The organism is Xanthomonas vasicola (assembly GCF_000772705.2).
GTDB lineage: Bacteria > Pseudomonadota > Gammaproteobacteria > Xanthomonadales > Xanthomonadaceae > Xanthomonas > Xanthomonas vasicola.
Window position 1 is genome coordinate 59,356 of the sequence record NZ_JSBW02000041.1, and the last position, 21,265, is coordinate 80,620.

The 21,265-nt window shown below is 63.9% G+C and carries 20 protein-coding genes, 1 other RNA gene and 3 pseudogenes; 11 read left to right on the forward strand and 13 right to left on the reverse strand.

All coding sequences use genetic code 11. The features are described from left to right. Window positions 1–34 precede the first annotated feature (34 nt). The 6 genes and pseudogenes from NX05_RS25360 to NX05_RS11350 form a co-directional block, all read left to right on the forward strand. Window positions 35–664 (forward strand): hypothetical protein, encoded by a 630-nt coding sequence (locus NX05_RS25360; protein ID WP_230597736.1) that lies wholly within the window; start codon window positions 35–37, stop codon window positions 662–664. Continuing rightward, window positions 664–963 carry a membrane protein insertion efficiency factor YidD gene (gene yidD / locus NX05_RS11330; RefSeq protein WP_010372813.1) on the forward strand — a complete coding sequence of 100 codons (300 nt, stop codon included), beginning with the start codon at window positions 664–666 and terminating at the stop codon, window positions 961–963. The genes NX05_RS25360 and yidD overlap by 1 nt, the downstream gene beginning before the upstream one ends. Further along, window positions 960–2,309, forward strand: a complete 1,350-nt coding sequence (locus NX05_RS11335) for a dihydroorotase (RefSeq protein ID WP_010382288.1) — start codon at window positions 960–962, stop codon at window positions 2,307–2,309. The genes yidD and NX05_RS11335 overlap by 4 nt, the downstream gene beginning before the upstream one ends. Then, the gene (locus tag NX05_RS11340) at window positions 2,309–3,148 is read left to right on the forward strand and encodes a M23 family metallopeptidase (RefSeq protein ID WP_017116203.1); all 840 of its coding nucleotides are present in this window, start codon (window positions 2,309–2,311) and stop codon (window positions 3,146–3,148) included. The genes NX05_RS11335 and NX05_RS11340 overlap by 1 nt, the downstream gene beginning before the upstream one ends. A 624-nt stretch (window positions 3,149–3,772) precedes the next feature. Next, window positions 3,773–4,819, forward strand: a pseudogene (eat, locus tag NX05_RS11345) (ethanolamine permease); the annotation flags it as partial. Further along, window positions 4,816–5,083, forward strand: a pseudogene (locus NX05_RS11350) (ethanolamine ammonia-lyase light chain EutC); the annotation flags it as partial. The pseudogenes eat and NX05_RS11350, both read left to right, overlap by 4 nt. 54 nt (window positions 5,084–5,137) lie before the next feature. Here the strand turns inward: NX05_RS11350 and NX05_RS11355 are convergent. Both NX05_RS11355 and NX05_RS11360 read right to left on the reverse strand, forming a co-directional pair. Further along, entirely contained in the window at window positions 5,138–5,428 is a 291-nt protein-coding gene (locus tag NX05_RS11355; RefSeq protein ID WP_039434673.1) for a hypothetical protein, read from the reverse strand. Between the two features lie 352 nt (window positions 5,429–5,780). After that, the gene (locus NX05_RS11360) at window positions 5,781–6,284 is read right to left on the reverse strand and encodes a pyridoxamine 5'-phosphate oxidase family protein (RefSeq protein ID WP_026112462.1); all 504 of its coding nucleotides are present in this window, start codon (window positions 6,282–6,284) and stop codon (window positions 5,781–5,783) included. A gap of 352 nt (window positions 6,285–6,636) precedes the next feature. Between NX05_RS11360 and NX05_RS11365 the strand changes: the two are divergent. Further along, a pseudogene (locus NX05_RS11365) lies at window positions 6,637–7,596 on the forward strand (pectinesterase family protein). A gap of 344 nt (window positions 7,597–7,940) precedes the next feature. Here NX05_RS11365 and NX05_RS11370 read toward each other — a convergent pair. The 7 genes from NX05_RS11370 to efp all read right to left on the reverse strand — a co-directional run bounded on the left by NX05_RS11370 (window position 7,941) and on the right by efp (window position 13,105). After that, window positions 7,941–8,630 (reverse strand): isoprenoid biosynthesis enzyme family protein, encoded by a 690-nt coding sequence (locus tag NX05_RS11370; RefSeq protein ID WP_039434671.1) that lies wholly within the window; start codon window positions 8,628–8,630, stop codon window positions 7,941–7,943. 28 nt (window positions 8,631–8,658) lie between these two features. Then, window positions 8,659–9,351, reverse strand: coding sequence for a phosphoglycolate phosphatase (locus NX05_RS11375; RefSeq protein ID WP_039434668.1), 693 nt, complete (start codon window positions 9,349–9,351; stop codon window positions 8,659–8,661). Between the two features lie 85 nt (window positions 9,352–9,436). Then, on the reverse strand, window positions 9,437–10,156 hold the full coding sequence (ubiG, locus tag NX05_RS11380; protein WP_010372777.1) for a bifunctional 2-polyprenyl-6-hydroxyphenol methylase/3-demethylubiquinol 3-O-methyltransferase UbiG: 720 nt from the start codon (window positions 10,154–10,156) through the stop codon (window positions 9,437–9,439). Between the two features lie 30 nt (window positions 10,157–10,186). After that, window positions 10,187–11,524, reverse strand: coding sequence for a TRZ/ATZ family hydrolase (locus NX05_RS11385; protein WP_039434982.1), 1,338 nt, complete (start codon window positions 11,522–11,524; stop codon window positions 10,187–10,189). Beyond that, window positions 11,521–12,324: a PA3715 family protein gene (locus NX05_RS11390; RefSeq protein WP_455722189.1), complete on the reverse strand. Its 804-nt coding sequence runs from the start codon at window positions 12,322–12,324 to the stop codon at window positions 11,521–11,523. Before NX05_RS11390 ends, NX05_RS11385 begins: the two co-directional genes overlap by 4 nt. Before the next feature lie 12 nt (window positions 12,325–12,336). After that, a non-coding RNA gene (locus NX05_RS22420) (sX9 sRNA) lies at window positions 12,337–12,412 on the reverse strand. A gap of 126 nt (window positions 12,413–12,538) precedes the next feature. After that, the gene (efp, locus tag NX05_RS11395; protein WP_010372769.1) at window positions 12,539–13,105 is read right to left on the reverse strand and encodes an elongation factor P; all 567 of its coding nucleotides are present in this window, start codon (window positions 13,103–13,105) and stop codon (window positions 12,539–12,541) included. A gap of 101 nt (window positions 13,106–13,206) precedes the next feature. On the opposite strand from efp, the gene epmB reads away from it, so the two are divergent. Next, entirely contained in the window at window positions 13,207–14,235 is a 1,029-nt protein-coding gene (gene epmB, locus NX05_RS11400; RefSeq protein ID WP_039434664.1) for an EF-P beta-lysylation protein EpmB, read from the forward strand. A 228-nt stretch (window positions 14,236–14,463) separates the two neighbouring features. Here epmB and NX05_RS11405 read toward each other — a convergent pair whose 3' ends face one another. Genes NX05_RS11405 through NX05_RS11415 form a run of 3 tightly spaced genes read right to left on the reverse strand, consistent with a single transcriptional unit; the run spans window position 14,464 to window position 18,323 of the window. Next, a complete protein-coding gene (locus NX05_RS11405; RefSeq protein ID WP_039434661.1) occupies window positions 14,464–16,581 on the reverse strand; it encodes a putative bifunctional diguanylate cyclase/phosphodiesterase in 2,118 nt (705 codons plus the stop codon). Continuing rightward, complete coding sequence (locus tag NX05_RS11410; protein WP_039434659.1) at window positions 16,578–17,507, reverse strand: phosphate/phosphite/phosphonate ABC transporter substrate-binding protein; 930 nt, start codon at window positions 17,505–17,507, stop codon at window positions 16,578–16,580. Before NX05_RS11410 ends, NX05_RS11405 begins: the two co-directional genes overlap by 4 nt. Before the next feature lie 51 nt (window positions 17,508–17,558). After that, window positions 17,559–18,323 carry an RNA methyltransferase gene (locus NX05_RS11415; RefSeq protein ID WP_010372752.1) on the reverse strand — a complete coding sequence of 255 codons (765 nt, stop codon included), beginning with the start codon at window positions 18,321–18,323 and terminating at the stop codon, window positions 17,559–17,561. A 117-nt stretch (window positions 18,324–18,440) separates the two neighbouring features. Between NX05_RS11415 and NX05_RS11420 the strand changes: the two genes are divergently transcribed. Beyond that, window positions 18,441–19,274: an inositol monophosphatase family protein gene (locus tag NX05_RS11420; protein WP_010372749.1), complete on the forward strand. Its 834-nt coding sequence runs from the start codon at window positions 18,441–18,443 to the stop codon at window positions 19,272–19,274. 156 nt (window positions 19,275–19,430) lie between these two features. On the opposite strand, the gene NX05_RS11425 is transcribed toward NX05_RS11420, so the two are convergent. Beyond that, window positions 19,431–20,042, reverse strand: a complete 612-nt coding sequence (locus NX05_RS11425; RefSeq protein ID WP_039434654.1) for a superoxide dismutase — start codon at window positions 20,040–20,042, stop codon at window positions 19,431–19,433. Window positions 20,043–20,296: 254 nt separating this feature from the next. On the opposite strand from NX05_RS11425, the gene NX05_RS11430 reads away from it, so the two are divergent. Together NX05_RS11430 and NX05_RS11435 are read left to right on the forward strand one after the other, a co-directional pair. Further along, window positions 20,297–20,737 carry a guanyl-specific ribonuclease gene (locus tag NX05_RS11430; RefSeq protein WP_039434652.1) on the forward strand — a complete coding sequence of 147 codons (441 nt, stop codon included), beginning with the start codon at window positions 20,297–20,299 and terminating at the stop codon, window positions 20,735–20,737. Then, entirely contained in the window at window positions 20,734–21,159 is a 426-nt protein-coding gene (locus NX05_RS11435; RefSeq protein WP_039434649.1) for a barstar family protein, read from the forward strand. Before NX05_RS11430 ends, NX05_RS11435 begins: the two co-directional genes overlap by 4 nt. Window positions 21,160–21,265 lie beyond the last annotated feature (106 nt).

Consider the following 21,265-nt stretch of genomic DNA (forward strand, 5'->3'; position numbering starts at 1 on the left):
CTTGTACTTGGTCTTGGGTGCCGAGCTGGACGGCTTGGAGGTCACAGCCACAGCCACCTTGCCGACCGGACGGGTCGCAGCAGGCTTGGTGGGTGCTTCGGTTTTGGTTGGCGTTTTTGCGGAAGATTTCGAAACGGGCACGGGATTCTTAAATGACGGGGTCGCAGGCTTTGCCGGCTTCGCAGGGACGGCCTTGGGGGCCGGTGCGGGCGCGGGCTTTTCAGCCTTGACCGGGACTGACTTGGCCGGAGCCGGCTTGGTGGCCGGCTTCGGTACGGACTTGGGCGCCACCGGCTTGGCAGCCGGCTTGGCGGCAGCCGGAGCTGCCTTGTTCGCCGCCGGCTTGGCAGCACTCTTGGCGACGGGTTTCACTGGCTTGGGGGCTGCGGACGCGGTGGTCTTGGAAGCCGGCGCCGGCTTGGCAGCGGCCTTCGTCGCAGGTGCCTTCTTGGGAGCCGGCTGCTTGGTCGCCGGCTTGGCCGGTTTTGCAGCGGCAGGCGCCGCTGCCTTTTTCGCAACGGGGTTGGCGGACTTCTTGGCGGCCTCTACGGCCTTTTTTGCAGGTTTTTTAGCAGCCACGAAACGCTCATCCTTGGTTCCCCCGGGGCCCGGGAAAGCGGGCCTTTATAACGTACCCCGCGGACCCCCGGCAACCACCTATTAATGCAAGTGGCATATCATTGGCTAGTGATCGGTCGCCTGCTCATCGCGCTGCTGCGCTTCTACAAGCTGTTCATCAGCCCCCTGCTCGGGCCGCGCTGCCGTTTTGCGCCCAGTTGCTCGGAGTATGCGATGACCGCCATCGGCCGCTTCGGCCCGCTGCGCGGCAGTTGGCTTGCCGCGTGCAGGCTCGGCCGCTGCCACCCCTTCCATCCGGGCGGGTTCGATCCGGTGCCCGAGGCGCCCGCGTCCGCTTCCCCGTCGCCCTCTTCTTCCTGCAGCTGCAAAGGACCCCATCCATGAGCCGAACCGTCATCGTCAACGCCCGCCTGGTCAATGAAGGCAAGGAATTCGACGCCGATCTCCTGATCGAGGGCGGCCGCATCGCCAAGATCGACAGCAAGATCAACCCTGCCCCTGACGATACCGTGGTGGACGCTGCCGGACGCTGGGTGCTGCCAGGCATGATCGACGACCAGGTGCACTTCCGTGAGCCTGGCCTGACCCACAAGGGCGACATCGCGACTGAATCCGGGGCCGCTGTTGCCGGTGGCCTGACCAGCTTCATGGACATGCCCAACACCAACCCGCCGACCCTGAACGCGGCCGCGCTGCAGGCCAAGTACGATGCCGCCGCCGGGCGCGCGTGGGCCAACTATGGCTTCTACATGGGTGCCAGCAACGACAACCTGGCCCACATCCAGTCGCTGGACCCCAAGACCGCACCGGGCATCAAAGTGTTCATGGGCGCGTCCACCGGCAACATGCTGGTCGATAACCCGGAAACGCTGGACGCCATCTTTCGCGACGCGCCCACGCCGATCATCACTCACTGCGAAGACACCCCGACCATCGATGCGACGATGGCGCAGTACAAAGAAAAATACGGCGATGCACTGACCCCGGAGATGCATCCGGACATCCGTTCGCGCGAAGCCTGTCTGAAGTCGTCGAAGTTGGCGGTCTCGCTGGCGCGCAAGCACAACACCCGCCTGCATGTGCTGCACATCTCTACCGCCGACGAGCTGTCGCTGTTCGAAGCCGGCCCGCTGGTCGACGCCAACGGCAAGTTGCGCAAGCGCATCACCGCCGAGACCTGCATCCACTTCTTGCGCTTCGATCGCAGCGATTACGCGCGGCTGGGCAACCTGATCAAGTGCAACCCTGCGATCAAGGACGCCGAAGATCGTCTGGCACTGATCGATGCACTGGCCGAAGACGTCATTGACGTGCTTGCCACCGACCACGCCCCGCACACCTGGGAAGAAAAGCACAAGCCTTATGCGCAGGCGCCCTCGGGCCTGCCGCTGGTGCAGTACGCGCTGGTCGCGGCACTGGAGCTGGTGCACGAAGGCAAGCTGCCGATTACCCGCATCGTGCAGAAGTTCGCACATGCACCAGCGCAGTTGTTCGATGTGGAAGAACGCGGCTTCCTGCGCGAAGGCTATTTCGCCGATCTGGTGATGATCGACAACACCCCATTCACTGTGAAGCGCGAGCAGGTGCTGTCCAAGTGTGGTTGGTCGCCGTTCGAAGGCACCACCTTCCGCTCGCGCATTGCGGCAACCTGGGTCAATGGCCAGCAGGTATGGGACGGCGAGCAATTGGTGGGCAGCGCTGCCGGCCAGCGCCTGACCTTCGACCGCTGATGCGCGCAGCCCTGTTGGGTGCCTGGTTGATCCTGGCACCCGTGTCGCTGGTTGCTGGCCACGCGCAGGCGCAAACCGCCGCCGCAGCCGACATGGTATTTCCGCAAAGCGCATCGCAAGGTGCGCTGGTGATCGGCAAGGTGCCGGCCGGCAGCAAGGTGCAGTACGCCGGCCGCACACTGCGTGTGAGCGGTTATGGAAGCGTGGTGTTCGGTATTGGCCGCGATGCCACCGGGCCATTGCAGGTACAGATCACCCAGCCCGATGGCAGCACACAGACCGTCAGCATCGCAGTGACCCCGCGCGATTGGCCGGTGGAGCGCGTCAATGGCGTGCCGCCCAAGACGGTCAACCCGCCGGCCGACATTGCCGCGCGCATCAAACGCGAACAAGCGCAGGTCACGGCGGCGCGCGATCGCGACGATGCACGTACCGATTTCGCCCAGCCGTTCATCTGGCCGGTGCAGGGCCGCATTAGCGGCCGCTTCGGCAATGCGCGCGTGTACAACGGCCAACCCGGTGCCGGCCATTCGGGCATGGACATCGCCGTGCCAACAGGCACGCCGGTGAAAGCACCGGCCGCCGGTGTGGTGACGTTCGCAGCACCGGATCTGTACCTGACAGGTGGCACAGTGCTGCTGGATCACGGCTTTGGTGTGAGCTCGAATTTTTTGCACTTGTCGCGGATCGACGTGAAGGTGGGTGATCGGGTCGAGCAAGGCCAGGTCATCGCTGCCGTCGGCGCCACAGGTCGCGCAACTGGGCCGCATCTGCATTGGGGAATGAATTGGTTCGATGTGCGAATCGACCCGTTGTTGGTGCTTGAGCGGCCGAAGTAGAGCGTTGCGGGACTGCCCTTTCTGCCTTGCAATGGCACAGCGCAGATGCTTTGGCTGCGCGTCTGTGCTGCACGGTTGGATAGCAGGTCGAGTCGGTATTGATACTTGAGTGCGGCAAGTGAATGCGCTTGGCGGCTGGGGGGTAGAGCAGCCCTATTCGCTGAGTAATTGGCTAGCGAAACGTGCGTGCCCCGCGACTTACCCGGTATGCCGTTGTTTTCTGCTTGCTGGCATTAGTTGGCTGGGTCACCAAAGCAATCGACGATGTGGGGATGCGCTTGCGTTGCTTGTGTCGGTACACGCTGGCATTGGTGCGTTGCATGATTGTGTGCACATGCACGCTTGCTCGCTGCGCGCTTGATGAGGGGCCGTACCTCACCCCAACCCCTCTCCCGCAGGAAGGGGCTTACGCTCGATGGTCTGATCCCTCAGCCGGCCGTTGCGCCGTTGCGCTGCACGACCCGGTCAGCGGCGACCTATCCGTTGGGCTTGGGTTCGCCAATGGGCTTGGGGGTACAACTGGAAGGACCGTCGAGCGTCGCTGCACGTGGCCGCTCGGCTACTGACGGTCGGTCCGTCGCTCCGGCGCCGGCGTGCTTCATCTCCCTCCCCCGACTGCAGGAGATGTGCGACATGAGTAACGAGCAACTCAAACCGACCCCGGGCACCTGGCAACGGTGGGGCACCGCTGTGGGTCTGGTGATTTCCGGCGAGTATTTCCGCTGGAGGTACGGCTGGGGCACCGCAGGCACGCTCGGCTTTCTGGTGACCACGCTGCTGGTCGCGGTCATGCACACCTGCTTCGTCTTCAGCTTTACCGAACTGACCACCGCCATTCCCAATGCCGGCGGGCCGTGCCTATAGCCTGCGTGCGTTAGGCTCCTATGGCGGGATGCTGGCGGGCCTGGCTACGTTGATCGAATTCGTCTTTGCGCCCCCCGGCCATTGCGATGGCGATCGCCGCCTATCTGAATGTGCAATACCCCACGCTGGATCCGCGCATCGCAGCGATCGGCGCGTACCTTGTTTTTATGAGCTTGAACATCGTTGGCGTGGCGATTGCGGCCACCTTCGAACTGATCGTGACCTTGGCAGTGCTCGAACTGTTGGTGTTTATGGTGTGGGGGCACCGGGCTTCAGCGTGGTGCGCTCCGCGGCCAATGGCTGGGCCGGCAGCGACGTGTCCGGGCCGGCGGCCATTTCCGGCATCTTCGCCGCGATTCCGTTTGCGATCTGGTTCTTTCTGGCGATCAAAGGCGCAGCGATGGCGGCCGAAGAAGACAAGGACCCCAGGCGCACGATTCCGCGCGCCTGCATCGCCGGCATTCTCACCCTGGTGATCTTGGCGCTTGGGGTGATGGTGTTCGCCGGCGGCGTCGGCGACTGGCGCCAGCTCTCCAACATCAACGATCCACTGCCGCAGGCGATGAAGGCGGTGGTCGGCAACATTCCACCTGGCTGCACATGCTGGTGTGGATCGGCTTGTTCGCGCTGGTGACGAGCTTCCACGGCATCATCCTGAGTTATTCGCGCCAATTCTTTGCGTTGGCGCGTGCCGGCTTCTTGCCGCATGGGCTGGCCAAGCTGTCGCGTTTTCGCACGCCGCATCGCGCGATTCTGGCCGGCGGCGTCATCGGCATTGCCGCGATCTGCAGCGACAGCGTGGTCCAGGCTTGAGCTCACCCGACAGCCTGGGCCTGTATCTCACCTACACGCCCCGGGTCGGGTTCACCGATGCCGCGCGCAACTGCATTCCAATATTTGCGGCGAAGGATTGAGCTACGCGGAGACAACCAACAAATTGGGTATCTGCTGCGCGAAGCATTTCGCCGCAAACGCTCAGGCGTAAAACTGAAAAACGAAGCCGAACAGCCTGCGTTGCTATCGGCAGGGCCTGCCGATGTTGCGCTGCGCACCTTTCTGCTGCCGGACTGAACTGCGCGGCAGCTGTCGATTAGGAATCGACCACACTCAGCCCGCAGTCAGCCATTACTTCAGTGCGCCATCCTGTGGATTGCTCGCAGCATAGGTGCTGGTCTGCAACTCGCTGTCGTGTAGATGGCGCAAGGCATTACGCACCTCATCAGGAAGCTGGTCGACATCCAGCATCACCTTGCCCGAGTGCACATCGCGCACCACTGAGGCAGGCAGCACGAAGTCGCCACCGTTTTCGATATTGATGACCAGTTCGCCACCCTCATTGCGGATATCGCGGATGGCACCCACGCCGACCGCGCCATCGCATAGGAACACCATCTGTCCGATTTCAAGCTGTTGCATGTTGCATCTCCTGAAGTAGCATTACCGCGCAGCGCGTCGTGCCGGTGACAGATCATCGTCTCCCGGCGTGTTGGAACGTGGTGAAGCGCAGATCAGCGCTGCGTAAGCATGGACACGCGCCCATCAGCCTGTAGACCAGCTGCCAAATAGCGCACTCGAACTTTGCGTGTTAGAGCAAGCGAACGCATCCAGCCAATCGGGGCAGCATAGCCACCATGTGCGCAGGCGTTTTTAGTGAGTAATTTGTGCGGCTCGACCATCGTCCAATATCGATTTGGCAAACCACAGTGCGGTCAGAGGCAACACGCACACGCACACGCAACCTTGAGGCTGCGTGTGCGTGTGGAGCACCTCAGCGCAGCGGGACGTCCGCCACTTTGTCCTGATAGTCCTTTTTCGGGTCTACGCCCAGCAACACCTTGATCCCCGCCAGCAGGCTCGACTCATTGAGCCAAATCTGCGCGTGATCGGCGTCCAGGCGCAGCAGCGCCAGTTTTGGATCGGTCTTGCCGCCTTCGTACCAGGCGGCGACATACGGGTTCCACAACCGCTCGACCATCGCCGGGTCGGTGTCTTCGCGCAGCGAGCCGCTGATGCTGGCGAACAGATCGTGGCCCTTGCTGCTGAAGGCGCCGATGACGCGACGGCCCTGCCCCAGCATCGCGATCAGTGCGTTGTCCTTTGACGTGAAGAACCAGATTGGACCACCGCTATCGCCTTCGATCTGCGCGGTCATCGGACGCGCGTGACCGTCTTCAACACCGTCCAGGCCCAGCATCACGGTGCGATCGGATTTGAGTGCCTTCCAGAATTTTTCCTGCAACTCTTTGGTGTCTGCCATCTCGATTCCTGACATGCGCGTCGTACGCGGGTAAGTCAGTCTGAGAGGCTGCGCGCCCACGGCATGTGAGGACATGCATACCTGCCGAACGCCGTTGCCATTTGTGCAACCACAATATCTTTTGCTCATGCGCGCAGCCGGCTGCGACATTATCGGGTTCAAAGCGTGACCAACTCGCAGATCCAGCACATTGCCTCATCCCTCACCGGCCGAAAAACGAACACGGCAGTAGCATCAGCCGGCCGCTCATGCGGCACGAACGATCACCGCGCATGGCAACAATCTTCGTTGCAGTTGCGCTGCTTTGCTTGGCAACCTGAAGCGGCCGGACACTGTTGCGATTGCCTGTCAGGCGAGCGCGCAACAGCTGATTGGTCGCTCCTGGCTCGCCTGGCATCCTGCCGCGTGTTGCGTGCAATCTGCCATCGATGCCGCGGTCGCTGCAGGCGGGAACACGCGTCGCTACAGCAGCATCAAGGCGGGCACCTACACCGAGTTGATCTGCGTGCCGAGCAATGCGCCACCGTTGACGCTGTCCGGGCTGGGCACAAACACCGGCGACACCATCATTCGCTTCAACAACGCCAACCCCACTCCCAAGCCGGCCGGCACCGCAAGCCACCCATGTGCCAGCAATGCATCAGCCAGCACGGTGTGCACCTCCAACAGCGCGACAGTCACAGTGCGCGCGGCAAATTTCGAGGCGCGCCACTTACGCGTGGACAACAACTATGTGGAAGGCACCTACACCGATAACAATCAATCGGCGGTGGCGCTGGCAGTGCGTGGCGACAAGGCCAATTTCCAAGATGTCTTGGTGAGCGGCAACCAGGACACTTTGTTGATCAGTGCGAGCAGTGCGTCGGATGTGATCCGTGCCTATTTCAAGAGCAGCACCATGGAGGGCGATGTCGATTTCATCTTCGGCTCCGGTGCGTTTTCGATGGTGCCACCATCCGCTCCACCGGAGCACGCCTGGGCAGCAGCCGCGGCGGCTATATTTTTGCGGCCAGCACGCGCCCCGGCAGCAGCTACGGGTTTCTGGCGATCAACGGCAGCTTCAGCGGTGTCTCCGGCTCTCCAGACAACAATACCTATCTTGGACGTGCCTGGGATGAAAGCGTCGGTAGCCTGAGCTCCTACGTCAACGGCACATCGCCCAACGGCCAGGTGACGGTGCGCGATTCAACACTGTGCAGCCATATCCGCAAGACCGCGCCATGGAATGCATCAACGGTCAGCCGCCCGTATTGCAGCAGCAACTGCACCAATTCGGCGAACCGTTTTTTATGAATACAAAAATAGCGGTGCCGGCGCAGCGAATTGATCCAGCACGTCACGTGGACTGTGCAGCAAGCCGGGCATTGCCCGTGCTTGCTGAGTGGCATGAACTACCTTGAATTACTATCGCGATGCCGTCGCGTCATTCGTGTCACCCACGACAGTCATACATATTGGCCGCGACTACAGCAGCTCGCGAAGCGTCATTCAGCGCGTGTGCCAACGGCACGACTGCGGCGTCTTGATCTACGACCTATGCGCGGTCGGCGTTGTCACTGCCCGCTAGGCGGTGCTGCCGTATTCGCCGATCTCAGCACAACCGACTGAGCCACCGCGCTCGCCGCACACAACCAGCGCGCACGCGGAGCGCAGCTGGAGAATGGGCTACGCTTAATCGGTGCCGCTGGCCGCACGCCAGCTATGCCATAGCTGTTGCACCGGTGGCGGATACGCCGGTTTACCCGCCAGCTCGCGCTGCAGACGCAACCGCGCCAGTCGCGACCACACTCGATGCGGACGCGCCAACGCGACTTTGCGTGGCCAGGCCTGCAACAACTGTGTGCGCCACGCAGCCGTAGCTACGCCGCCCGGGGCTGCGCTGTCGCCAGCCACGCGCTGGCGTGCGTCCAGCCATTGCACTGCCACCGCGGTGGCATCGCCAGGCCGCGTGCGTGCGAACAACACCGCTTCCACCGTAACCGCGGCCTCGGCGAAGGTGCGCAATGTCCCCAGCGCATGCGGCAGCGACTGCGGCTGCACACGTGCGGCCTGCATCGCCGGCAGGGCGTCGGCCAGCTGTGCCCACGGCGCACGCACGGGCTCCAGCACGCGCCCCAGCGGATGCCGCGAGCGTTGATTCGACCAGTCGCGCAGTTCCTGTTGCCACCATGCCAGCTTGGCATCGGCCGGCAACGGGTCGCCGGCGACGTTCATGATGTCTTCCCATTCCTGCAGCAACGCGAACCATGCGGAAGCCACACGCCGCTGGGGTTCGGGAATGAAGGGCTCGGCAACCGACCATTCCGGCCAGCGGGTTGCCCACTTGTCCAGAAAACTGTCGAGAGCGCTGGATTGGCTCATGGCGGGTCCAGAAAAAAACGAAGAGAGATCAGATCTGCGGCCACGTTGCCGCATTCCAAAGCGCCTGCGGCTGGTCGACCAGCACGTCGGCCTGCCAGCGCGACGGGTCGTCGTCATCCAACCGATAGCCCCACAACACCGCGACCGACGGCATCGCTGCCGCGCGCGCAGCCAGAATGTCGCGCTCATCGTCGCCGACATACACGCATTGCGCAGGCGCAACGCCAATACGTTCGGCAGCCGCCAGCAGTGGCAACGGATGCGGCTTGCGCTCGGCCAGCGTATCGCCGCCGATCAGTACCGCGCAGCGCTGCTCCCAGCCTGACTGCGGCAGGATCAGGCGCGCCAGATATTCGGGCTTGTTGGTGACGATGCCCCAGACGCAACCGGCAGTCTCCAGCCGCACCAGCATCTCCTCGACACCATCAAACAGCTGCGATTGCGTGCCGATTACGCCTTCGTAGCGCTGCAAGAATTCCGGTACCAGTGCAACGCACGCTTTGGGATCAAGCTCGGCAAACGCCACACCGAGCATCGCACGCGCACCTTTCGAGACCACCGGGCGCAACGCGGCCAACGCAATCGGCGCACGGCCACGCGCATCCAGCATCGCGTTGACCGTCGCCAGCATATCCGGCGCACTGTCGAGCAAGGTGCCATCCAGATCGAACAGCACCGCCCGCGGAAAACTCGCAGCAGCAACACCTGCACTCAATTGCATATCGCCCGGCACGCAACCGAGATTATCAGGATCGCAGCCACCTGCCGTTGCGAATCCCGAAGCTCCACTGCCCAATCCCCGCCCATCACGGCCTCACCGCATAGGCCAAATAATTCACCTCAGTACGCGAGGACAACCGCGCGCGATTACGCCACGGCTCGTAGAGCATGCCGCTGACGTCTTCAAGCCGCAGTTCTGCATTGCGCAACCACGCCGCAAGCTCGGCCGGCTTGATGAAATCCTTGTAGTGGTGTGTGCCCTTGGGCAACAGGCGCGCGATGTATTCGGCGCCGACCACGGCCAGCGCGAACGCGGCCGGGGTGCGATTGAGCGTGGACAGGAACAGCTTGCCGCCCGGCTTGAGCAGGCTGGCGCAGGCACGGATGATCGCGGTCGGATCCGGTACGTGCTCGAGCATCTCCATGCAGGTCACTGCATCGAAACTGCCCGGCTGTTCGGCGGCCAGGTCTTCCACCGATTGCACGCGATAGTCCACCTGCACGCCGGATTCCAGGCTGTGCAGACGTGCCACCTTGACCAGCTCCGGCGCAAGATCGATCGCAGTCACCTGCGCGCCCAGACGTGCCATCGATTCGCTGAGCAACCCACCACCGCAGCCGACATCGAGTACGCGCGCACCGGCAAGGTCCAGCCGCGCGGACACATACTCCAGACGCACCGGATTGAGCGCATGCAGCGGCTTCTGCGGGCCGTCGGCATCCCACCAGCGGTTGGCCAGCGCGGCGAATTTATCCAGCTCGCTCTGGCGGAAATTGCCGGACGTGGATTGCGTATTCGAATTCATGCGGAAGCTCCGTGATGCGGTGACGCGCTCTTAGGCGCGGACGGTGCGGATGCGTTCGCGCCACTGCCGCGCGTTCGCGACCAGGGCGGCGGTATCCATGTCGATGAGCTCGCGCTGCACCAGTTTGGGCTTGCCGGCGATCCACACATCGGTGACCTGATGGCGGCCGGCCGAGTAGATCAGCTGCGACAACACATGGTGCAGCGGCTGGGTTTCCAGTGCGGCCAGATCCACGCAGATCAGGTCGGCCTGCTTGCCGATTTCGATCGAGCCGATGGTGTCGCCGAAGCCCAGTGCGCGCGCGCCGCCCAGAGTGGCCGCGCGCAAGGTGGTGGCCGCGTCCAGCGCGGTCGCATCGTTGGCCACGGCCTTGGCCAGGATCGCGGCAGTGCGGTTCTCGCTGAACATATCCAGGTCGTTATTGCTGGCGCAGCCATCGGTGCCGATCGCCAGATTCACCCCGGCACGCTGCAGCGCACACGCCGGGCAAAAACCCGAGGCAAGCTTGAGATTAGATTCTGGGCAATGCACTACGCTGACGCCGCGCTCGGCGCACAGATGGATTTCCGCATCGGTAAGCTGGGTCATGTGCACCGCAATCAAGCGGTCGTTGACCAGGCCCAGGCGGTCCAGCCGCGCCAGTGGACGCTGGCCATACTGCTTGATCGAATCGGCCACCTCCTGCGCGGTTTCGTGCGTATGCAGATGCACCGGGATGTCGAGCTGGTCGGCCAGCATGCGCACGCGTTCGAAGTTGGCATCGTTCACGGTGTACGGCGCATGCGGCGCGAACGCGGTGCTGATCAACGGATCGTCGCGCCACTGGTCGTGCAACTCGCCGGCACGCGCGAAGTATTCGTCGTCCGAAGAGGCCCAGGCAGTCGGGAAATCGATGATGACCGCGCCTACCAGCGCACGGAAGCCGTGCTGCTTGTACACCGCGGCCTGCACATCGGCGAAGAAGTAGTTTTCGTTGACGCAGGTGGTGCCACCACGCAGCATTTCGGCGATTGCCAGCGTGGTGCCATCGGCCACGAACTCCGGCCCGATCACCGCCGCTTCCACCGGCCAGATGTGCTGCTGCAACCACACCATCAGCGGCAGGTCGTCGGCAATGCCGCGCAGTAGCGTCATCGGATTATGCGTATGCGCATTGACCAGGCCCGGCATCAACGCAGCGTCCGGGCGCGACACGGTCTGCTTCGGCGCAAAGCGCATGCGTGCTTCAGCGGTCGGCAGCACGGCAACGATCACGCCGTTGCTGACCGCAACCGCGTGGTCTTCCAGCACCACCGCATGCGGTTCGATCGGGACGACATAGCCGGCCTCGATCAGCATGTCGCAGGGTTCGGGCGGGGCATTGGTCATGAGCGGATCCATTGAAGTGAGTTGCCGAACGGCCAGGAGTCGTCGGAGCGTGACACAGACACATACCGCGTGCCGTCGTAGCGCAGCACCTGGCGTTGGCGGCGCATGCGTTCGGCGTCGTCTGCATCCTTGACGGTGGTGGAGGTCACCAAGTTGGCAGTCGGTGCGATGTCGGCGTAGCCAGCGTGGACTGGTGTGTCCATCGCCAGTGTGAGCGTGCCGCGCTCGGTCACCACGCCTGTCGCGCCCCAGTCGCATGGCCCGCCTTTCACCCGCCGCCAGACACTCAGATCCCGCTGCAGCACCGGGCGCAAACGGCGCCCTTCGCGCACCAGCAAGGTCAGTGCGTCGTTGCTGTCGAAGTCCGGGCAACTGGCGCCGCGCGCAACGCTATGCGCCACAACGCCCACCGCGCGGACGCCCTTGGCCAGGTCATAGCGTGCGGTATCCAGGCGCAGACTGTCGGCGGCAAGCTCGAAGCCGGCGTCCTCGCCCATTTCCTGCGCGTACAACGCTACGACCTGGTTAGTGCCGGCATTGAGCATCGCAACGCGCAATTCAAGGTTGCGCTCGCAAGCCTCGGTTGTGGCATCGTCAGCAACCGCAACCGCCGCGAGCCGTATCGATGAGTCATATGGCCACGGCTTGCAGGTCTGCGCCACGACACGCTCGACCGGCACCGCCTTGGCGGCACCACCAGCTCCGCCGGAAGTCGTACCCGCTGCAACCGCCGCCACACTCTGCGTGTCACAGACAGGAGTGGCAACGGTTTGCGCAAACACCCGGGACGGCGCAAGCATGCCACTCACAGCGGCTAGCAACACGTAGCGCGCCGTCGTGAGGTGAGTGCTGCCGGCGCGCAGGAACCGCAGTGTACGAGCGGTACATGCCGATTCCGAACACAGGCCGCGCCCGCCGGGCGGCTGCGCAGTAGTGTTGTTAGCTGCTCCTAGCGCCATCAGGACACTGGCATTGCGTACTGTTCGGCCGCACCGGCGTCCCAGGCGCATTGGCTTACTTGACGCGCGCCGAGTATTCGCCCGAGCGGGTGTCGACCTTGATGATTTCGTCCTGGTTGACGAACAACGGCACGCGCACCACCGCGCCGGTTTCCAGCGTGGCCGGCTTGCCGCCACCGCCGGAGGTATCGCCGCGCACGCCCGGATCGGTCTCGGTGATCTTCAGTTCGACGAAATTCGGCGGCTGCACCCAGATCGGCGTGCCGTTCCACAACGTCACGATGCAGTCTTCTTCGCCCTTCAGCCACTTTTCGGCGCCGCCCATGCCGGCCTTGTCGGTCTGCACCTGCTCGAAGGTTTCCGGGTCCATGAAGTGCCAGTACTCGCCATCGCTGTAGAGGTAGCGCATGTCGGTATCGACCACGTCGGCCACTTCCACATCGTCGGTCGCCTTCATGGTCATTTCGACCACGCGCCCGGACTTGATGAAGCGGTACTTCATGCGGGTGAAGGCCTGGCCCTTGCCCGGCTTGACGTATTCGGTCTCGGTGATGACCGCCGGCTCGTTGTTGACCAGGATCTTCATGCCGTTCTTGACGTCGTTCATGCCAACAGTGGCCATGGTGCAGCTCCTCGATAAGACCACGACCCGCCACGCGGTGGCAGGTCGGATTAGAATGGGGCGCCCGCCACAACTGGCGGGCATTGGTTTTGTGACCGCACATGATAACCGCAGCCCCCCTCGCCTTACAGCCATCCCCGGCCCCTGCCCTGCAGCCCTCGCGCTGGCAGCAGCAGTGGCGCGACGCCGTGCGCGACCCGCGCGTGCTGCTGGAGCAGCTGGGCCTGGATGCGCAAGCCGCGGCGATCAGCGATGCCGCCGCCGCGCAGTTTCCGCTACGGGTGCCACGCGCGTTCGTGGCACGGATGCGCTATGGCGACCTGCACGACCCATTGCTGCGCCAGGTGCTGCCGCTGGATGCGGAAATGCAGCCGGTGCCGGGCTTCGGCCTGGACGCGGTGGGCGATGCCGCCGCCAAGACCGCCGCCGGGGTGATCCAGAAATACCGCGGCCGCGCCCTGTTGATCGCCACCGGTAGCTGCGCCGTGCATTGCCGCTACTGCTTCCGCCGCCACTTCCCGTATGCCGAAGAGACCGCTGCGCGTGATGGTTGGCGTGAGGCGGTGGCCGCAATCGCCGCCGACCCCGGCATCGATGAAGTGCTGCTCTCCGGCGGCGACCCGCTCTCGCTGGCGACGCCCAAGCTGGCCGAACTTACCGACGCCCTGGCGGCCATTCCGCATCTTAAACGCCTGCGCATCCACAGCCGACTGCCGATCGTGTTGCCCGAGCGCGTGGATGCGCCACTACTGGCCTGGCTGCGCCAGCTGCCATGGCCGGTGGCGTTCGTGCTACACGCCAACCACGCCAATGAATTCGATCCTTCAGTGGACGCGGCCATGCACGCGTTGCGCGACGCCGGCGCGCACTTGCTCAACCAGGCCGTGCTGTTGCGCGGGGTCAACGACAGCGTGGACGCGCTGGCGGCACTGAGCGAGCGCAGCTTCGCTGCCGGCGTGCTGCCCTATTACCTGCATCAGCTCGACCGGGTCGCCGGTGTGGCGCATTTCGAAGTGGACGATGCCCGCGCACGTGCCATGCATACCGAGCTGGCCACGCGCCTGTCGGGATATTTGGTGCCGCGACTGGTGCGCGAAATTCCCGGCGATACCGGCAAGCGGCCGCTGTAACCATCCTTACCTCAGCCAATCCGTTGTAGCAGCGCACCCGGGCGAGACGGGCGCTACCGGCAACGCCCGATCGCGCCCAGGTGCGCTCCTACGCTGCTATCGGGCACTGCGCGAAGTCCCTGTTGATGATCGATGCAACAACCCAAACACGCTCTCGTAGGAGCGCACCCGGGCGCGATGAAGCCTTACCAATAAAGCCCGTTGCGCTCAGGTGCGCTCCGACCGAACTCACCCCGCCGCAATCAGCTTGACCATATCGGCAGAACTCAACGGTCGGCTGAACCAGTAACCCTGACCCAGATCGCAACCGCGCTCGCGCAGCAGATTGAATTGCGCCTCCTGCTCGATGCCTTCGGCAACGACGGTAATTCCCAACGAATGCGCCATGTTGATGATCGCGGTGGTCAGCGCCAGATCATCCGGGTCGCGCTGCAGGTCGGCGATGAAACTCTTGTCGATCTTGACCCCATCCACCGGCACCTGGCGCAGATGGCTCAGGCCGGAGAAGCCGGTACCGAAGTCGTCCAGCCATACCTTCACGCCGGTGCGGTGCAGTTGATCAAGCAAGCTGGCCGCCATCATTTCGTCGCCGATCACCGCGGTCTCGGTCAGTTCCAGGTGCAGGCGGGCGGCCGGAAGCCCGGACTCGGCCAGGCACTCGGCCACGGTATCGATCAGGTCGCCGCTGCGCAGTTGCCGCGGCGAGACGTTGACCGCAATAAACAGGCCCTCGCCCACCAGCGGCCACTGTGCCGCCTCCAGGCAGGCCGCACGCAGCACCTTCGGGCCGATCACTTCGATCAGCCCGCTCTGCTCGGCAATATCGATAAACGTAGACGGCGCAATCGTTCCAAGTGCCGGGTGCTGCCAGCGCAACAACACTTCCACGCCCACCAGCACGCGGTCGCGGGTGCGATAGATCGGCTGATAGACCAGGCGCAGTTCGTCGCGTTCCCAGGCACCGCGCAACTCGTGCTCCATGTGCACGCGGCGCTCGACGGCATGGTCGGCAGCGCGGCTGTAGAAACGGTGGCAATTCTTGCCGGCCACCTTGGCCTGGTACATCGCGATGTCGCCGTTCTTCAGCAGCGCGGAGGCATCGCGGGCATCGTCGGGGAACAGCGTGATGCCGATCGAGGTGCCCAGAAACACTTCGCGGCCTTGCACGTTCAACGGCCGGCTCAGCTCATTTACCAGACGCTCGGCCAACTGCGCGGCCAGCAGGCTAACGTCGCCGCTCTGCAACAAGATCACGAACTCATCGCCACCGAAGCGCGCCAGAATCGCATCGTCGCCACCCAGCGCGGCAACCGCACGGCCGATGCGGCTGGCGAACTGCAGCAAGGCTTCGTCACCGGCTTCGTGGCCAAGCGTGTCGTTGACGCGCTTGAAGTCGTCGATATCGGCGAACAGCAAGGCCAGCTTGCTGCCGGTGCTGCGCGCGGTGTTGAGCAGGTGATCCAGCCCCTCGCGGAAGCCTAGCCGGTTGGTCAGCCCGGTCAGCGCGTCGGTGTAGGCCATGTGCCGCACTTCGCGGTCATGCCGCGCGATACTTTCGCTCATGCGCCCGAACGCGGAAATCAGCTCGCCGATCTCGTCGTTGCGCGGGTGCGGCGGCAGCTGCACTGCGTAATCACCACGTTCGATCTGCTTGGCCGCGGCCGCCAGCAGCCGCACCGGCGCCACCAGCGTGCGCTGCACGTAAATGGCAAGCAACACCCCCAGCCCGACCAATGAAGCCAGCAGCACCAGCAGCCAACCCAGATCACGCTTGCCGATGGCGTTGAGGTTCTGCACCAAGGTCAAATTGGCGCCGGACTCAATCTTGCGCACCCGCTCACGCGACATGCCCACCCGCACGCCACCGATGCGCTGGTCGCCGATCTTGATCGGCACCATCACATCCAACACCTCTGGCGAGTACTGCAACACCATCGCCTGCGCCGCCAACGCCTTGGCCGCGAGCGGGTCGGTCATGGCCTGGCCGTAACGCTGCAAGGTCGGGGTGCCGTCGTGCACCAGCCGGCCATGGCGGTCGAACACCAGCACATAGCTCACCACATGCTGGCGCGAGGCATTGCGCACCAGCGCGCCCACCGCGCCCAGGTCCGAGTAATACAAGGGGTCGGCCAGCCCGGAGGCCAGCTCGGTCGCTAGCGTTTCGCCGCGCGTGCGCAGGCTACGGTCGAATAGCTCATGCAGGATCTGCGCGCTCAAGCCGCGCACCTCGCGCTGCATGGCGCTTTGCCGCTGCAACAGCGAGGCCAGGATCGCACCGACCAGCAGCAGCGTCAGCGCCATCACCACTAAGAAGCGTGCCTGCAAGCCGAAGCGCACCTGAGTCATTCCACGTGTTCCCTGACACGTTGCACACCCGCGCTCAACTCTTGCAGACGTCGGCGGCTGGTGGGATCCAGCGGACGGAACCCGGTGGTGTCGAAGAAACGTTTCAATGCAGGCGCAGCATTGGGATCGGAGGCGGCCTGCAGCAACACCATCCGCAAACGCTGTTCCACTGCCGGGTCCATCCCTGCGCGCACCATTTCAACCGCGCGCGGCACCGGCGCCGTGCGGTGCACGATGCGGAAGTCGCGCTTGAACACCGGCGGCATATGGCGTTCGTCACCCCAATCCACGTTGCTGAGCGCGCCCACGTCTATCAGCCGGTTGTGCACGAACGCGGCAACATTGAATTGGGAACCGACCATCAGATAGCCGGCCGATCCGCGCGCCGGGGCGTCGTCCGCCGACAGCAGCACATCACACGCAATGCCGTTGCGCAGCAGTTCAAGCATCGGCAGCAGATAGCCACTGGTGGACGAAGTGTTCTGCAATGCCAAGGTATGGCCACGCAACTGCGCAAGCGTCTGGATCGGACTGTCGCGGCGCACGAAGAACAGCGTGTGGAAGTCGCGCAGACCGCCACGTTCGGTCATCAACAAGGGATGCGCGCTGCCGCGCTGCTCCAGCAGCATCGCCGCACCGGGGGTTTCGCTGACCCAATCGACCCGGCCGCGCCGCAGGTAGCTGGACATCTGGCGCGCATCCGGCGCCATCAGGATCTCGCCCCGGCGGATGCCGACCTCGCGCATGCGCGGCACCACGTAATCGAGCAGGGGCTTGAGCTGTTCGTAATGGGTGGCAGGATCATCGCTGATCCGTCCAAGCACCAGGACCGAGGAAGGCGCTGCCGAAACCGTCGCGGCCAAGCCTGCCCCGGCGATTAGCCAGCAGGCAATCAGACACCATCGTAGACCGCGCAAAACGGACACTCCCCTAGGGCCGCCGACAGCCTAGCCGAATCTTCGAAGATGTGACAGACGTCAGCTTCCTGCCTGCTTGGCAAGCATGGCCATGCGCTGCGCATCAGACAGGATGCCGCGGATCAGCCGCACCTCCTGTTCGGTCATCTCCGCGCGCAGCAGGAGCCGCCGCAACTTGCGCATCGCCGACTCCGGCGCACGCCCCTTGTGGAAGTCGATCTCGTCCAGCGTGTCGCCCAGCTGGCCGAACATACCTTCCAACTGCGCGTGGCTGGCCGGGCCATCGCGCAAGCCGCTGGCCGCTGCCGGTGCTGGTTCTGCCTCGCCTGCTGCCAACTGCGCCAGGCGCACTTCATACGCCAGCACTTGCACTGCAGCGGCGAGATTGAGCGAACTGAACTGCGGGTCCGACGGTATGTGTACCGCGGCGTGGCAAAGCTGCAGCTCGTCGTTGGTCAGCCCGGTGCGTTCGCGGCCGAACACGAAGGCCACCTCGGCCGGCTCGCCCGCCTTGGCCAAGGCGCGTTGCGCACCTTCGTCGGGGAGAAGTTCTTCCAGCGCCACCCGGCGCGCGCGTGCGGTGCAGCCGATCACCAGCGTGCAGTCGGCCACCGCTTCGCCCAGCGTCGCAAAGATCGGCGCTTCGCCCAGAACGTCTTCGGCACCCGCCGAACGCCGGTAGGCGTCTTCATCGAGTGCACGCTCAGGTGCCACCAGCACTAGGCGCGAGACACCCATGGTCTTCATCGCACGCGCGGCGGCGCCGATGTTGCCTGGATGCTGGGTACCGACAAGAACAAAACGGATGCGCTGACTGACGGACATGAACGGAGATTGGAGAGCTGTTCGGCCGTAGATGGTAAACTGCGCGACCGGCCTTCGCGCCGGACCGCTCTTTTAACTTCGCCATTGTCCGATTCTGCCTTCACGGGAGCTTTAACCATGCAGAAACCCGCCGTCACCGTCATGGTCAAAGCCGCCCGCCTCGCCGGCAATGTGCTGTTGCGCGGTATCAACAAGCTCGATGCGCTCAACGTGGTGCAGAAAGGCCGCATGGACTACGCCAGCGAAGTCGATGCCGATGCCGAGAAGGTCATCATCAAGGAACTCAAGCGCGGCTACCCCGAATACGCCGTGTTCGGCGAAGAAGGCGGCATGCAGGGTGGCAAGAGTGGCCGCTACACCTGGGTGATCGATCCGCTCGACGGCACCAGCAACTATCTGCGCGGCTTTCCGCATTACTGCGTGTCCATCGCGCTGGTGGAAAACGGCGAACCCACCGATGCGGTGATCTTCGACCCACTGCGCAATGAGCTATTCACCGCCAGCCGCGGTGCCGGCGCGGTGCTCAACGACCGCCGCATCCGCATTGCCGAGCGCAAGGATCTGGAAGGCGCGATGGTCCACACCGGCTTTCCGCCGCGCGAACGTGCGCGCGCCAGTGCGCAGCTCAAGTGCGTAGATGCGTTGTTGGTGCAGGCCGAAGACGTGCGCCGTACCGGCTCGGCGGCGCTGGATTTGGCCTATGTGGCCTGCGGCCGTGCCGATGCCTATTTCGAAGCCGGCGTCAAAGCCTGGGACATCGCCGCTGGCGTGTTGCTGGTGCGCGAAGCCGGTGGCCGGGTCTGCGACTACAAGGGCGCCACCCCGCCGCGCATGGACAACATGGGCCCGGAGACGCAGCAGATCGTGGCCGGCAACATCAAGATCAGCGACGCGCTGCAGAAGGTCATCGTCAACACCGGCTATGCGCGCGAGTTCGACGCCAAGTTCTGATCGGTGTCCGGCAATCGTAGGAGCGCGCTGGCGCGCGCTGGAGCTTTCCTATCGAATGCCTCATTGCAACCAAGGTCGCTCCTACATGCTGGATCGCAGACGCAAGAAGGCCGGGATCTCTCCCGGCCTTCTTGCGTTACTGCATTAGCTCAGAACTCAGGCGATCGCGGCGTGGTAGCGGCGCTCGACTTCTTCCCAGTTGACGGCGTTGTAGAACGCGCCGATGTATTCCGGGCGACGGTTCTGATACTTCAGGTAGTACGCGTGTTCCCACACGTCCAGGCCCAGGATTGGGGTGTTGCCTTCGAACAGCGGGCTGTCCTGGTTGGCAGTGCTTTCCACTACCAGCTTCTTGTCCGGGGTCACGCTCAACCATGCCCAGCCCGAGCCGAAACGGCTCACGGCGGCCTTGGTGAAAGCTTCCTTGAACTTCTCGAAACCGCCGATGTCCTTGTCGATCGCCTTGGCGACCTCGCCCTTGGGCTCGCCGCCGCCGTTGGGCGACAGCACGGTCCAGAACAGCGAATGGTTGGCGTGGCCACCACCGTTGTTGCGCACAGGGCCCTGCAGGTTTTCCGGCAGGCTCTTCAGCTTGGAGACAAGCTCGTCGATCGGCAGATCGGCGTACTCAGTCCCTTCCAGCGCCGCGTTGACGTTGTTGATGTAGGTCTGATGATGCTTGGTGTGATGGATTTCCATCGTCTGCGCATCGATGTTCGGTTCCAGCGCGTCGTAGGCGTAGGGCAACTGCGGAAGGGTGTAAGCCATGCGTATCTCCTGGACTTGCCGCCCGGCGAAGACCGGGCGTTGCGGGGTAGATGGTAAGGACGGCGGCAGCGCTTACCAAGGGTGTTGGCAGGGAAACTTCATCCCATCGCATGCCGCGCGTCGTTCGCTGCACACCTTGCACCATGCCCCGGTTACTTGGGCGTGAACCGCACCGGCGCTTGGCCGCGTTCAAAGTCGACACAGTCGCGCATCGGCATACTTGCTCTGCCGCACCCAGTTTTCGGACCGTCTTCATGCGTAAGCCCGCTTTGCTGATCGTTGCCATCGTGCTGCTCGTTGCCGGTTTATGGGGCACGCGCGCGATGCAGACGCCCAAGCCGCAGTTCGCACCACAACTCAATGCACCGATCGCCGCGACCGCACCGACGCGCGAGGTGCCGCGTCTGCCCGCCTTTCTGCCGACCGAGGCGATGGCCACGATCGTGCTGATCCAGCGCGGCGGACCGTTTCCGCATCCACAGGACGGCAGTGTGTTCGGCAACCGCGAGCATCGCCTGCCCGAGCGCCCGCGCGGTTATTACCGCGAATACACAGTGGATACGCCCGGCAGCCCGGACCGCGGCGCGCGGCGCATCGTCACCGGCGGTAACCCACCCGAAGCGTGGTACTACAGCGACGATCACTACCAGAGCTTCAAAGCCTTCGACGGCCCGACTTCGGACCAGGCACCATGAGCGCGGGCGACTTCGCACTGGATCTGTCCGATCCGCAGCAATCCGGCGTGTATCAGGCCGAAACCGACGATCTGGACACCATGGCGGCGCTGGCACGCGACGCCTGCTTGCGCATCCTGCGCGTAGATCTGGCCACCTGCAGCGACAAACGCATGTTACTGATGCGTCTGGCCACACAACTGGATTTCCCGGCGAGCTTCGGCCGCAATTGGGACGCGCTCAGCGATGCCTTGCGCGACCTGGCGTGGCTACCTTCGCAGCATGGCTATGCACTGCTCATCGACGGCGCCCAGGCGCTGGCCAGCACGGCACCCAACGACCGCGACACCTTGCTGGATATCCTCGACGAAGTCGCTAACGCCTGGGCAGCACGAGGGCTGACTTTTGCGGCGTTTATTGCTCCAGCCAGCGCCTGCGATTAAGAGCAGCTAATCAGGCCGCGCAGCCGCCGGGCAGGTGCTGCCAGCGCTCGGAATCGGGATATTCCACGCGTCCGCTGCGGTCTTCCGCGGCGTCTACACCCAGCTG